Raw genomic sequence first — 13,061 nt, 5'->3', positions numbered from 1 at the left:
GACGTCAATCTTGACGCAATTGATCAATGTGAGGCTCCGATGTCGTGGCTGACCGCCGAGGAGGCGCTGCAGGCGCTGAAGACCAAGCCGCAGACGCTCTATGCCAATGTCAGCCGTGGGCGCATCCGCGCCAAGCCCGATCCCGCCGACCCGCGCCGCAGCCTCTACCAGGCTTCCGACGTGACGCGGCTTGCCGAACGCCATGCCGGCCGCCGCAAGACTGAAACGGTGGCCGCCGAGGCGATCCGCTGGGGCGATCCGGTTTTGTCGTCGGCAATTTCCACCATCATCGGCGGACGGCTTTTCTATCGCGGAAAGGATGCGGCCGGTTTCGCTGAAGTCGCGACGCTGGAGCAGACGGCGGCGCTGCTCTGGAACGGCGCGGAAATACTCTCCTCCGGCAGCGGAACCGGGCATGCCGCTCCGTCGCTTCAGGCGGCGTTCCTGGCGCTGGCAGGGCGGGTGACATCGGATCTGCCATCGCTCGGTCGCTCGCAGGCAGCACTTCGCCGTGAAGCAAGTGGCGTTCTCCGTACCGTCGCCGATGCGCTCGCGCCGGGACCTTTCGACCAGCCGCTGCATTTGCGGCTTGCGGCAAGCTGGCAGCGGCCGGATGCTGCCGATTGCCTGCGTCGCGCGCTGGTGCTGCTTGCCGATCACGAACTCAACGCCTCGACCTTTGCGGCGCGGGTCACGGCATCGGCAGGTGCTGCCCTTTCAGCCGCCGTGCTGTCCGGTCTGGCGACGTTGACAGGGCCGCTGCACGGCGCCGCCTGGCAAGGCGTCGACGCCTTGATCGAGACCGCTTCCACGCTCGGGGCGGAGCAGGCGATTCGCCGTACGCTTGCCCAGGGCAATCGCCTGTCGGCCTTCGGCCATCCGCTCTATCCCGATGGCGATGTCAGAGCCTTGGCGCTGCTGTCGCACTTCCCGCTGCCGCCGCAGTTTGCCGAGGTCCGGGAAGTGGGCGAGGAGATGGTCGGCGAGAAGGTCAACGTCGATTTCGCGCTTGCCGCAATGGCCGCCGCCTTCGATCTCCCAAGGGAGGCGCCGATCATCATTTTCTCGCTTGCCCGTTCCGCCGGTTGGCTTGCACATGCGATGGAGCAGATCGACAGCGGCGAATTGATTAGGCCGCGGGCGCGTTATGCCGGACCGGTGCTTGAAACGGATAGTAGAACGTAAGAATTCCGCCGGCGATTGCGCCGGTTTGCTTTTTTGCCTAGGGAAATATTTGAATTCGGCTATCATGCCTCATATGGAAGAAGACGGTTGGCGGGCGCTTTCCAAAAGAGCTGTTCCGCACGGTCAAGGGGACTTTCCATGAATACGACGCTTCGCAGCCTGCTTGCCGCAGCGCTCGCTATCGGCCTCATTCCGCATGCGGCGGCCTTTGCGCAGTCTGCCGGCTGCACCGTATCGCGTGATGCCGGCGCCCGCCAGGTGCTCAGTTGTCCCGGCGGCGTCACGGTGACGGCAGAGGCCGGAGCCGCCTACAGCCTCGTCGACCGCAACCGCGACGGCAGCCCTGATTCGGCGTCGCTGCGGCGCAAGGCCATCCTCGTCGATGTCGACAGCAGTCAGCACGCGGGTGGTTTCCAGGTCGTGACGCCGCAGGCGATCGCTGCCGTGCGCGGCACCCAATGGGCTGTCGATGTCGCAGGCGGCAAGACCTCGGTGCTGGTCGTCAGAGGCAGCGTCGCAGTCCGCCGGCCGGCCGGCGAGGCGGTGGTGCTGTCGCCGGGCGAGGGCGTCGATGTTACCGGCGGAACGGAACCCCTCGTCGTGCGTCGCTGGCCGGCGCCGCGCGCCGCTGCCCTTCTTGCCCGCCTCGGCCAATAAGTCCCATGAACCATCGCTTGCTGACAGTGATCGCGCTGCTGCTCGCCGGTCTTTGGGGAGGTGCGCTCGGCTATGTCAATCTCAATGCCGAAAGCGGCCTTCTCGATCGGATGGAAGCCTCGCTTGTCGATATCCGCAGCGCCATCGTCGGGGCGAAAACACCGCCTCCCGTCGTCTCGATCGTTGCGATCGACGACCGCACCGCTAGGGCGCACGGCTATCCGCTCGATCGGGCGACACTTGCGCGCCTCGCCGGCGCGATCACCGCGTTGAAGCCGAAGGCCCTGGCGATCGATATTCTGCTGGTCGATCCGGGGCCGGAGGCGGGTGATGCGGCGCTGACTGCTGCCTTGCGCCAGGGGCCGAGCGTGATTGCGGCTGCGGCCACTTTCGCGCAAAGCCGCCAGCGGGTCACGGATACAGCCGGCGATCCGCTTGCAGCCATCCCTGAGGCAAACCAGCTGCTGTTGCCGCTTCCGCGCTTTGCCGAGGCCGCCGCGGTCGGCATCGTCAATGTCGCAACCGATCAGACTGGCACGCCGCGCTTCATTCCGCTGATCTCGCGTGCCGCAGACCGGCTGGATCCAGCTTTTCCGCTACGTGTCGCGTCGGTGGCGCTCGGCGTCGATCCCACGATCGAACCCGATGCCATCATGCTCGGAAAGCTGCGAATTCCCACCGATGTCGGCCAGCGCCTGCCGGTGACCTTTTATGGCGGGCATGGCAGCATCGCCACCTTCAGCGCCGCCGATGCGCTTGATGGCAAGCTTTCGGCGGATGCGGTCACTGGTCGTATCGTCGTCATCGGTTCGACGGTGACTGGCGGCGGCGACGTCTTCCCGACGCCGTTCGATCCCGTCATGCCGGGCGTCGAGGTAATGTCGACGGCGATCACCCATCTCGTCACTGGCGACGGCATGGTGCGCGACCACCGGATGCGGCTGATCGATGCCGCCACCGCCGTCGGACTGGCGATCGTGCTCGTGTCGCTGGTCGCCTGGCGCCGGAGTGCGGCAGGCTACATCATCATCGTGCTGACGCTGATCGTCTGGGCGATGCTCAATTTGTCGGCCTTCGCGCATGGCTACTGGCTGAGTGCGGCGCTGCCGATCGCCGCAGCACTGCCGCCGGCGCTGGCTTATGGCGCGGCCGAACTCTGGCTCGACCGTGGCCGCGCCCGTCATTTCGCCGAGCAGAGCGCGCTCCTGCAGCGCATCGAGGCGCCTGGCCTTGGCGAGTGGCTGGCGCGAGATCCGAATTTTCTCGCCGCGCCAGTACGCCAGAACGCCGCCGTCATCTTCATCGATCTCTCGGGCTTCACCGGCCTCAGCGAAAATGTCGGGCCGGTGGCGGTGAGCGAGATGCTGAGCGGCTTCTTCGAATTGGTCGACGAGGAGGCGCGCGCCCATGGCGGCGCCATCACCAGCTTCATGGGCGACGGGGCGATGATCCTGTTCGGCCTGCCGGAGCCCGCCGATGACGATGCCGCCCGCGCCGCTGCCTGCGCGGTCAGCCTGTGCCAGCGCACACGGGCCTGGCTTCAAGCGCATGCGGGCTTTGCCCCGAAGAAGATCGGCTTCAAGGTCGGCGCCCATTGCGGCCCGATCGTCGCCTCGCGTCTCGGTACCGGCGACCGGCAGCAGATCACGGCGGCAGGCGACACCATCAATGTAGGCAGCCGGCTGATGGAGGTCGCCGCCCGCCATGGCGTCGAACTTGCCTTGAGCGCCGAAATCGTCCGCGCCGCCGGCCCTAATAGCGTGCTCACGCAGTCCGGCCGGATGGAGGGACCGTTGGAAACAGCGCTGCGCGGCCGGGCAAGCCGCATCGACGCCTGGCTGTGGCGCAGCCGCACGCTTTGACAATCGCCGCGGGAGCGGCTAGGAACGGCGCAAATACCCAGCCGGCTGGCTCCGGCCATGGCGCAGCAACGCGCCTGACAGCTCCGAAAGATCGAACTCATGACAGAATTTAACGGCGTCGTTCCGGCGATCGCCAAGGCGTTGCAGAAGCGTGGTTACGCCGAACTCACCCCGGTGCAGAAGGCGATGCTCGATCCGGCGCTTGCCGCTTCCGACGCGCTGGTCTCGGCCCAGACCGGCTCCGGCAAAACCGTCGCCTTCGGCCTGGCGCTGGCGCCGACGCTGCTCGAAGGCAGGGAACGCTTCGGCAATGCCGCCGCGCCGCTCGCCCTCGTCATCGCCCCGACGCGCGAGCTTGCCCTGCAGGTGAAGCGCGAGCTCGAATGGCTCTTTGAGATGACCGGCGCGGTGATCGTCAGCTGCGTCGGCGGCATGGACATCCGTAGCGAGCGCCGCTCGCTCGAACGCGGCGCCCATATCGTCGTCGGCACGCCCGGCCGGCTTTGCGACCATATCCGCCGCAGGGCGCTCGACATGTCGGAACTGAAGGCCGCCGTGCTCGACGAGGCCGACGAGATGCTCGATCTCGGCTTCCGCGAAGACCTTGAATTCATCCTCGATGCGGCGCCGGACGAACGCCGGACGCTGATGTTTTCGGCAACGGTGCCGGCGGCGATCGCCAAGCTTGCCAAGAGCTACCAGCGCGATGCCGTGCGCATCAGCACCGCGGCCGAGGAAAAGCAGCATATCGACATCGAATATCGCGCGCTGATGGTTGCCCCGAGCGACCGCGAGAACGCGATCATCAACGTGCTGCGGTATTACGAGGCGACCAATGCCATCGTGTTCTGCTCGACGCGCGCCGCCGTCAACCATCTGACCGCACGCTTCAACAACCGCAATTTCGCCGTCGTGGCGCTGTCCGGCGAGTTGACGCAGAACGAGCGCACTCACGCGCTGCAGGCGATGCGCGACGGGCGCGCCCGTGTCTGCATCGCGACCGACGTTGCCGCCCGCGGCATCGACCTGCCGGGGCTCGATCTCGTCATCCATGCCGACCTGCCGACCAATCCGGACACGCTGCTGCACCGCAGCGGCCGAACCGGCCGGGCCGGGCGCAAGGGCATCAGCGCCATGATCGTGCCGCTGAATGCACGGCGCAAGGCAGAGCGCCTGCTCGAGAATGCCGGTATTTCGGCTGCCTGGGCGCGACCGCCTTCGGCCGAGGAAGTGAGCGAGCGCGACGACGAGCGGCTGCTCGCCGATCCGATCTTCAACGAAACGCCGCAGGAGGAAGAGCAGGGGCTGGTACAGCAGCTTCTCGCCAGCCACGGCGCCGAAAAGCTCGCCGCCGCTTTCTTACGTCTTTACCGCACCAATCATTCGGCGCCGGAGGACCTCATCGAGGTTACCGTGCAGGACGACCGCAACCGCAAGCGCCGCGACAATGCCGAGCCGTACGAGCCGGCGCAAAAGGGACCGCGCGAAGATTTCGGCGCCAGCGTCTGGTTTTCCGTCTCGGTCGGGCGCAAACAGAATGCCGAGCCGCGCTGGCTGATCCCGATGCTCTGCCGCAACGGTAATGTGACGAAGCGCGAAATCGGCGCGATCAAGATGCAGCCCGAGGAAACTTTTGTGGAGATCGCCGCGGCGAGTGCCGAAAGCTTCCTGGCGGCGATAGGTCCGAACAAGGCGCTCGAACGCGGCATCCGCGTGACCAGGCTTTCCGGTACGCCGGATTTCAGCCGGGCGCCTGCGCCGAAACCTTATGCCGGCAAGCCATCTCGCGACGAGCGGCCGGACGACACATTCCGCGGCGAGCGGCCGAAGAACAAGTTCGGCAAGGGTCCGGGCGGCGGATATGCCGCGGCCGATAATAGCGGCGGGGACAAACGGGATAGCAAGCCCTGGAGCAAGAAGCCGGGCAAGCCCGCTTTCGATGGCCCGAAGTCCGACAAGCCGAAATACGAAGGCCCAAGATCCGACGCCCCAAGATATGAGGGTAAGGGCGGCGCCGGACCAAAAGCTAAGTTCTCAAAGAAGAAGCCCGGCTGATTTTGCCGGCAGCCCTTCGCTAGTCAGGCGGAGGGCTTTGGGTCGTATCCCTGAGGGAGGCAAGGATGGTGATGGAAACGGCGATCCTCAGCGTCCCGGTTTTCAGTATGCTCTGCAATGAGGCCTTCCGGCTGCGGCGCGCTATCTTCGTGCATAAGCAGAAGGTTCCCGAAGCCGAGGAATTCGATGCCGACGATCTCAACGCTCATCATCTTGCCGCCGTCACGGCGGGCGAAGTCTCCGGCACCCTGCGGGTCATTTACGCCGAGGAACATGTGAAGATCGGCCGGGTTGCGGTTGCAAGCCAATGGCGCGGCCAAGGCGTTGCAGCCGCAATGATCGGGCAAGCGATGGACCTGCATCGCGCTGCCCGCGACAACCGCTTCTATCTGACAGCGCAGGCGGACAAGTTGCCGCTCTACGAGCGTTTTGGCTTCGTTGCCTATGGCGCGGAATTTCTTGACGGCGGGATGCCGCACCTTGCCATGAAGAACTACTGAGCTTCAGCAAAGCGTAGCCTCAGGCTTGCGTTTTCACGTCGAAGGCAAGCGAACTTGAAAGGTCCCGATAGGCGTCGATCTGCTGCAGCAGCAGCGCGATTTTCTGTTCCACCATGCCAACAGCATCAGCTCCGGCGATGAACCGGCGGGGTAGCTCCGGTTGGTTGACCAGGGCGATCAGCGCTTGCGCGAGTTTTGCGGGATCGCCGCTCTGCTGGCCGTCGGCGGATTTCCAGAATGCCAGGTGTTGGGCGCGTCTTTCGTCGTAGTCGCTGACAGATGACCGAGCATATTGGGTTGATTCGTCAGTCAGCAATTCCGTGCGGAAGAAGCCCGGATTGACGATCATCGTTTCGATACCAAACGGCGCCACTTCGGGCTGCAGCGATTCCATCCAGCCATCGAGGGCAAACTTCGCGGCAGAGTAAGCGCTGCAAAACTCAAAGCCCAGCAGGCTGGCCGTCGATGAGATCGAGATGATCTTGCCGGATCCCTGCCGGCGCATCACCGGCAGGACAGCGCGGGTGACGCTCATGGGCCCGAGGAGACTACTGGCCAGTTGCAGATCGACCTGAGCCGGCGTCAGCTCCTCAAAATAGCCTGAGTAGAAGTTTGCGGCATTGTTGACCAATATGTCGATGCGACCAAAGCGTTCGAGTGCGGCTTTGACGGCAGATTCCGCGTCGGTCGGCTTGGTTACATCCAGCGTGACGACAAGCAGATTTTCCGACTGGCCGATCGCCTTGGCAACGCGCTCCGGATTGCGGCCGGTTGCAACGAGTTTGTCGCCAGCAGCCAGAACCGCCTTTGCGAAATCCAGGCCCATGCCGCGCCCGGCTCCTGTGATCAACCAAACCTTAGTCATCGAATTTTCCTTCATGCGAGATTGTGTGCCGATGCTGCCGATGCTCTATGCGGTGGCCTTCTGCCGCTGCGCTTCGTGATCATCGTTGATGTTGAACCAGCCGGTGGCCGCCTCGATGACGCCCCAGAGTTTGGCCGGAAGGGCAATTTCCGGGATTGTCGTGGTCCTGATCTCGTTCTCGATCAGTTTCTCTTTGCCACTCCGTGAAAGTTCGACCCACTCCGGGTTTATCACCAGCCCTTGGCCTACAGCCACAAGCGAAAGGCCCAGATGAAGGGCGCTTTCCGCCTGTTGGGGTGACTTGATCTGGCCAGCGGCGATAACCGGAACGCGCCCCGCTACCCTGGCAGCGATCAGTTCAGCGATAGGCTGATCAGCGATGGCTTCGAGTGGTTGGGCTTCGAGTACGCTCGTCAGCGAAGCATGGATGTAGTCCACGCCGCCGTCGATCAGATGCTCGATGAGTTCGTAGGTGTCTTCAATACGGAGGCCGCCCTCTTCAGGTTCTTCGGGCGAGACCCGGTATCCCAGTAGAAACGGACGCGTCGCGTGTGTGCCTATCACCTGCCTCACGTTGCGGACCACGGCGAGCGGAAACCGCATCCGGTTTTCCGGCGTGCCTCCCCATTCGTCGTCGCGATGATTGTGGAGCGGCGAGTAAAAGTTCTGGATCAGGAAGCCGTGGGCCGCATGCAGTTCGACCCCATCGAAGCCGGCTTCGATAGCGCGGCGGGTTGCTTCGCCGAAAGCAGAAATCACATCAAGGATTTCGTCGTGGCTGAGCGCGCGCGTCGTGCCGCCGCCTGGATTGAAAGGACCGGGTGAGACTTGCAGCGAACTGGCGCTGACAACGTCTCCGTCCGGAACAAGCGCCGGCACGGCCTTGCTGCCGGCGTGAAAAATTTGAAGAATCGCCGGTGCACCCGCCGCTTTTGGCCGCCTCGGCCAGACGCCGGAGGCTTGGTGTGAAGCTGTCATCATAAGAAGCGAATTCGCCCGTGAACCCGATGCCGTTGGGCGAGACATGCGTGCAGCCGGTTAGAACGAGGCCAACGCCGTTCACCCTGCGTCGATAGTACGACACTTCCTCATCCGAAACTGTTCCGTCGTCATTGGCTGACCACGTCGTCATCGGAGCCATGACGACCCTGTTTCGAAGCGTGATCCCATTGGTGAAAACGAAGGGTTCAAATAGTGCTGGGGTGGCTTCCATCATCATTGTCTCTCTTGCATGCCGTTCAAGCGGTTTGTGAAATGACAGGTAGCAATGAGGACAAACTTTGATTAGTTGGTATAATCTGCATGAAGTTAGAAATGAGAGAGATAAATGAGGCACGGTGATTTCAGCGAGCTTGCAGCCTTCATCGCCGTCGCCGAGGCCGGAAGTTTCACGCGCGCCTCCGCCAAACTTGGACTTTCCCAGTCTGCCGTCAGTTACTCAGTCAGAATGCTGGAGCAGAGGCTGGGGGTGCGGCTGATCTCACGCACCACACGCAGCCTATCGCTGACCGATGCCGGAGAGCGTATGCTTCGAAGCCTCCGCCCTGCCTTTGAACACATCGAAAGCGAGATCGCAGCCGTCACCGCACTTCGTGACAAGCCGGCCGGCACTATCCGCATCACGACGTTTCGATATGCCGCCATGAGCGTGCTTTGGCCGGTCATGACAACGTTCTTGGCGGAATATCCGGATATTGAAATGGAGGTCATTCTTGACGAGGGCCTGACGGATATCGTGGCCGGCCGGTTCGATGCCGGTATTCGCATTGGAGAACAGGTTCAAAAAGACATGGTTGCCGTCAGGATCGGCCCTGACCTTCGCATGGCAGTCGTCGGATCGCCGTCCTACTTCCAGAACCGCACAATCCCGATGACGCCCCGCGATCTCGGCGACCACCGGGGTATTAGCTACCGGCAGACCACAGGAGGTGGATTGTATGCCTGGGAGTTCGAGCGCGACGGCGAGGAGCTTGTGGTCAGAATGAACGGGCCGCTCATCATCAATGATAGTTTGATGCTGGAAGCCGCTGCTTTGGATGGGCTTGGTCTTGCCTATACGTTCGAAAGTCAGGTTTCACAATACATTGCAGACGGGCGACTGATCCGGGTCCTCGACGATTGGTGTCAGCCGTTCCCTGGCTATCACCTGTATTACCCAAGCCGACGTCAGCATACGGCTGCGTTTGCGCTCCTCGTCGAGGCGCTTCGTTTCAAAGGCTGACGCTCCTGCCAGATGGTCGCGATGCGTTGGGGGACTTTTCTCAGTTGCGCGATTGCCGATAGACGTGAAGTCCAGCCTGTCCTGATTGCTGGTGAAGCGCGCGGTCACCGCCGACCGCGAAGTCTTAGCGCTATGGTTGTCGAGACGTCACGCGACAGGAACATCGCGGCCCTGTGCGGCCCGCTGCATTCAGCGGCACACAGGACCGGGGCAGGCTCTCGTCCGAGCCAGGTTCTAAGCGAGGTTGAAAGGCATCTGCCGGACTGGCTTGCCTGTCAGACGCGAGATGGCATTGGCAAATGCCGGCGCCAAAGGTGGCAGGCCGGGTTCGCCCATGCCCGTCGGTGCATCCGCGCTTGGTACGATGTTGACGTCGAATTCCGGCACATCCGTGATCCTTGCCACCGTGAATTCGCTGAAGTTGCTTTGCTCCACAACACCGTCCTTGAGCGTGATTTCCGAGCCGGTAAGGCACGTCGACAAGCCCATGATCGCCGCGCCTTGGACCTGCGCTTCCACGGTCCGAGGGTTGACGGCCAGATTGCAGTGCACCCCCGCCGTGACCCGATGCAGCTTCGGCTGCCCATCGACGACGGAGGCTTCCACCACGTAGGCCACCACGGATGAAAAGGATTCGTGCACGGCCACACCCCAGGCCCGGCCTTCTGCCAATGTCCTACTGCCGTAACCGCTCTTGTCTACGGCGAGTTGCAGTGCATCGCGATGACGAGGATGCTCATCGCCAAACATCTTCATTCGATATGCGACCGGATCCTGGTCGGTGGCTCTCGCTATATCGTCGAGCAAGGTCTCCATCACGAAAGCCGTATGGGTGGAGCCAACGCTGCGCCACCACAGAACCGGCACGTTGGCAGCAGGATGATGTACTGTCAGGCGCATGGGAAGCGGGTAGGGGCTCCGCATCCCCTCTGTCGTGGCGGCATCGATGCCGTCCTTCACCTGGAACTTCTCGAACACGGTTCCCGTCAGTATGGACTGGCCGACGATGGTGTGGTCCCAGGCCAGTACATTGCCCTCTTTGTCGAAGCCAATGCGAGCGCGGTGAAGATGCGTTGGACGGTAGTAGCCGCCCCTCATATCGTCCTCGCGGCTCCAAAGCGTGCGCACTGGCGCCTTCAGCCCCGCCGCCCTGGCGGCTTTGGCTATCTGGCAGGCCTCCATTGCCGTGTCGCTGCTGCTGGAAAAGCGCCGGCCGAAGCCACCACCCGATGTTTGCACATTCACCACGACCTGTTCCGGCTTGAGGCCGAGCACGTTTGCGGCAACGCCGGCATCGAGCCCCGCACTTTGGCTTCCCATCCAGATCTCGGCACGATCGTCGGAAAGCCGAACCGTGCAGTTCAGCGGTTCCATCGCCGCGTGGGCGAGATATGGAAACACGAACTCGGCTTCCAGACTCAAGGGTGCGGTTTCCAATGGCGCCATGTCGGCATCGAACTGGCGCGGGCCGGGGCGATTGGCGATCTCGCGAAACTGGGCAAGTTGCTTTTCACTATCGACCTTTTCGACAGCCGATGTGTCCCACTCCACCTTAAGGGCGTTGCGGCCCTGAGATGCCTGCCAATATCCGTCGGCCACCACGGCCACGCCCTCTGCACCGCGATCCAGCGGCACCCGCAAAACAGCTTTCACGCCCTTTACTGAACGCGCTGCGCTGTCGTCCAGGGAGGCTATCTTGGCTCCGAAGACCGGAGGGCGAGCCACCACGGCCGTCAATTGTCCCGGCAGCTTGAAGTCGATGCCAAAACTCTGTTGGCCACTGCTCTTGGCTTGTGCGTCCAGACGCTGGGTGGGTTGGCCGATGATGCGGAAATCCTTCGGATCTTTCAACGCTATTTTCTGAGGCACGGGCAGGGCCATGGCCGCTTCGGAAAGTTCTCCATAGCCGAGCTTGCGGCCATCAGAAGCCAGAACCACACCGGCCTCGGTTCGCAGCGTCGAAACATCCACGTTCCAGCGGTCCGCCGCGGCTGCGAGTAGCATGGCGCGGACGCGGGCACCCAACTCGCGATACTGCGTAAAGCTGTTCTTGATGGTGTTCGAACCGCCGGTAAGGTGCATTCCGAAGAGCGGATCAACATAGGCCATGTCATTGGTGCCGAGCTGGCTGCGTACTAAATTCCAGTCCGCGTCGAGTTCTTCGGCCAGGATCATCGGCAATGCCGTTTGGACGCCTTGACCGAACTCGAGCCGGTTGATTGTGACCATAACTTCGCCATTTGGCGCAATTTGAACAAATGCAGAAGGCCGCTCGGTCGGCTTCAGAGCGGTGGGCACCTCATCCGCGTCGGTGGACTGGGCCGCGGCCAGATGCGGGAAAATGCCGACAGCCAGACCGAGGGCCCCCGTCAGCTTGAGAAAGCTGCGGCGTGGCAACGCCTGAACCGCCGTCGAACGACCCCGTTCCAGCATGTGCTGCAGCGCACGTGGTAATTCGCTATTCGGCAACATATGGCGTCTCCTTCAGACGAGATTGCTGGCAGCATCGGCTATGGCGGCGCGGATGCGGACATAAGTTCCGCAACGACAAATATTGCCTTCCATTGCCGAATCGATCTCCGAGGCAGTCGGCTGCGAACCGGAGGGCAGGGATGCGAGGAACGCCGTGGCGCTCATGATCTGACCGCTCTGACAATAACCGCACTGCGCTACATCGTGCTTGACCCAAGCTGCGTGCACCGCTGCGCCGACACGGTCGCTGCCGTCGGTCGCTTTTTCTATGGTGGTGATGGTCAGGCCCTCGGCAGCGGAGAGAGGGGTGCTGCAGGAACGGACGGCCTCACCATCCAGATGTATCGTGCACGCGCCGCAAAGCGCGGCGCCGCAGCCGAACTTGGTCCCGGTCATACCGAGCGTGTCGCGCAGGACCCAAAGGATGGGTGTCTCTGGGTCGGCATCGACCTTGTGCTGATTACCGTTGATATTCAGTGTGATCATGACTGGTCGGTTCTCCGATGTTTCATACTGGATGTGCTCGTTGACCGTCGATCTCTAAGGAGAGCGACGGCGACGGGAGTGCCGCCAGCACCTCCGGGATGATGAGACGCCGTCGACCAAGAGCCTGCTCTCCGCGATAACGTTAGCTTGTCCGGCGCCGCCGAATTAGTTGGCGAAACCTGCACGACGTTAGAAAGGCGGCTTCTGAATGCGAAGCAAAAGCACGAGCTGACACGTCAACCCAAGACGGGGTCAGCGATGATCAGCCGGGTCGGGTGCCCATCGATCGCCGGCTTGCTGAGCCACGAGGTTCGCCGCTACTCCGACAGGGACTTCAGGTAAGCGATGATGTTTAGCCGATCCTCAGGCTTGGACACGCTCACGGTCATTGTGGTTGTCGGTACAACTTCGCGGGGCGCTGCTAGAAACCGGTCCAACGTCGCCTCGTCCCATACTAATCCCGACGCTTTCATAGCCGCCGAATAGCGGACGCCCTCCACAGAGCCGGCTGCGCGCCCGACAACGCCACCGAGCCCCGGTCCAGCCTTTTTCTGGTCCGTGGTCGAATGACAGGCGGAACAGCGCTGAAACGCTTTTTGTCCCAAGGCGACATCTCCCTCCGCTGCGGCAGGAGCCGTCGCCGACACCAGGATCAAGGTGGAGATCACAACGGACGCAAAAATTTTTGTCATGCGTGTTCTTCCCGAATACAGGCTTTCGAAGCCCTGAAAGGACGGTGGATTTGCGCGCGCCAGCGC

10 protein-coding genes and 1 pseudogene are annotated in these 13,061 nt (G+C 62.7%); 6 read left to right on the top strand and 5 right to left on the bottom strand.

Translation table 11 applies throughout. From position 1 onward, the window contains the following. Positions 1-39: 39 nt before the first annotated feature. From AC244Q_RS09945 to AC244Q_RS09925, 5 genes are all read left to right on the top strand, one after another. Positions 40-1,185: a citrate synthase gene (locus tag AC244Q_RS09945; RefSeq protein WP_012757529.1), complete on the top strand. Its 1,146-nt coding sequence runs from the start codon at positions 40-42 to the stop codon at positions 1,183-1,185. 138 nt (positions 1,186-1,323) lie between these two features. Next, the gene (locus AC244Q_RS09940) at positions 1,324-1,842 is read left to right on the top strand and encodes a FecR domain-containing protein (protein ID WP_012757528.1); all 519 of its coding nucleotides are present in this window, start codon (positions 1,324-1,326) and stop codon (positions 1,840-1,842) included. Between the two features lie 5 nt (positions 1,843-1,847). Continuing rightward, positions 1,848-3,704 (top strand): CHASE2 domain-containing protein, encoded by a 1,857-nt coding sequence (locus AC244Q_RS09935; RefSeq protein ID WP_128408172.1) that lies wholly within the window; start codon positions 1,848-1,850, stop codon positions 3,702-3,704. Between the two features lie 99 nt (positions 3,705-3,803). Continuing rightward, positions 3,804-5,759 (top strand): DEAD/DEAH box helicase, encoded by a 1,956-nt coding sequence (locus AC244Q_RS09930; protein WP_012757526.1) that lies wholly within the window; start codon positions 3,804-3,806, stop codon positions 5,757-5,759. 65 nt (positions 5,760-5,824) lie between these two features. After that, the gene (locus tag AC244Q_RS09925; protein WP_128408171.1) at positions 5,825-6,259 is read left to right on the top strand and encodes a GNAT family N-acetyltransferase; all 435 of its coding nucleotides are present in this window, start codon (positions 5,825-5,827) and stop codon (positions 6,257-6,259) included. A 19-nt stretch (positions 6,260-6,278) separates the two neighbouring features. Here the strand turns inward: AC244Q_RS09925 and AC244Q_RS09920 are convergent, their stop codons facing one another. Both AC244Q_RS09920 and AC244Q_RS09915 read right to left on the bottom strand, forming a co-directional pair. Further along, positions 6,279-7,124, bottom strand: coding sequence for an SDR family oxidoreductase (locus AC244Q_RS09920; RefSeq protein ID WP_128439296.1), 846 nt, complete (start codon positions 7,122-7,124; stop codon positions 6,279-6,281). Between the two features lie 45 nt (positions 7,125-7,169). Next, positions 7,170-8,343, bottom strand: a pseudogene (locus AC244Q_RS09915) (NADH-dependent flavin oxidoreductase). Between the two features lie 108 nt (positions 8,344-8,451). Between AC244Q_RS09915 and AC244Q_RS09910 the strand changes: the two are divergent. After that, positions 8,452-9,345: a LysR family transcriptional regulator gene (locus AC244Q_RS09910; RefSeq protein ID WP_018072151.1), complete on the top strand. Its 894-nt coding sequence runs from the start codon at positions 8,452-8,454 to the stop codon at positions 9,343-9,345. A gap of 234 nt (positions 9,346-9,579) precedes the next feature. On the opposite strand, the gene AC244Q_RS09905 is transcribed toward AC244Q_RS09910, so the two are convergent. The 3 genes from AC244Q_RS09905 to AC244Q_RS09895 all read right to left on the bottom strand — a co-directional run bounded on the left by AC244Q_RS09905 (position 9,580) and on the right by AC244Q_RS09895 (position 12,995). Then, positions 9,580-11,817, bottom strand: a complete 2,238-nt coding sequence (locus tag AC244Q_RS09905; protein WP_017994121.1) for a xanthine dehydrogenase family protein molybdopterin-binding subunit — start codon at positions 11,815-11,817, stop codon at positions 9,580-9,582. Positions 11,818-11,829: 12 nt separating this feature from the next. Next, entirely contained in the window at positions 11,830-12,303 is a 474-nt protein-coding gene (locus AC244Q_RS09900) for a (2Fe-2S)-binding protein (protein WP_017994120.1), read from the bottom strand. A 317-nt stretch (positions 12,304-12,620) separates the two neighbouring features. Next, positions 12,621-12,995, bottom strand: coding sequence for a c-type cytochrome (locus AC244Q_RS09895; protein WP_017994119.1), 375 nt, complete (start codon positions 12,993-12,995; stop codon positions 12,621-12,623). Between the last annotated feature and the right edge of the window lie 66 nt (positions 12,996-13,061).

It is taken from the genome of Rhizobium sp. CB2179 (assembly GCF_057653455.1).
Note: the sequence above shows the minus strand (reverse complement) of the source record. Positions and strands in the feature narration are given on the sequence as shown.

Excerpts from the sequence above, each read along its gene's own strand:
- AC244Q_RS09895 (WP_017994119.1), bottom strand. The coding sequence starts at position 12,995 with ATGACAAAAATTTTTGCGTCCGTTGTGATCTCCACCTTGATCCTGGTG.
- AC244Q_RS09930 (WP_012757526.1), top strand. The coding sequence starts at position 3,804 with ATGACAGAATTTAACGGCGTCGTTCCGGCGATCGCCAAGGCGTTGCAG.
- AC244Q_RS09935 (WP_128408172.1), top strand. The coding sequence starts at position 1,848 with ATGAACCATCGCTTGCTGACAGTGATCGCGCTGCTGCTCGCCGGTCTT.
- AC244Q_RS09920 (WP_128439296.1), bottom strand. The coding sequence starts at position 7,124 with ATGACTAAGGTTTGGTTGATCACAGGAGCCGGGCGCGGCATGGGCCTG.
- AC244Q_RS09945 (WP_012757529.1), top strand. The coding sequence starts at position 40 with ATGTCGTGGCTGACCGCCGAGGAGGCGCTGCAGGCGCTGAAGACCAAG.
- AC244Q_RS09940 (WP_012757528.1), top strand. The coding sequence starts at position 1,324 with ATGAATACGACGCTTCGCAGCCTGCTTGCCGCAGCGCTCGCTATCGGC.
- AC244Q_RS09925 (WP_128408171.1), top strand. The coding sequence starts at position 5,825 with ATGGTGATGGAAACGGCGATCCTCAGCGTCCCGGTTTTCAGTATGCTC.
- AC244Q_RS09900 (WP_017994120.1), bottom strand. The coding sequence starts at position 12,303 with ATGATCACACTGAATATCAACGGTAATCAGCACAAGGTCGATGCCGAC.
- AC244Q_RS09905 (WP_017994121.1), bottom strand. The coding sequence starts at position 11,817 with ATGTTGCCGAATAGCGAATTACCACGTGCGCTGCAGCACATGCTGGAA.
- AC244Q_RS09910 (WP_018072151.1), top strand. The coding sequence starts at position 8,452 with ATGAGGCACGGTGATTTCAGCGAGCTTGCAGCCTTCATCGCCGTCGCC.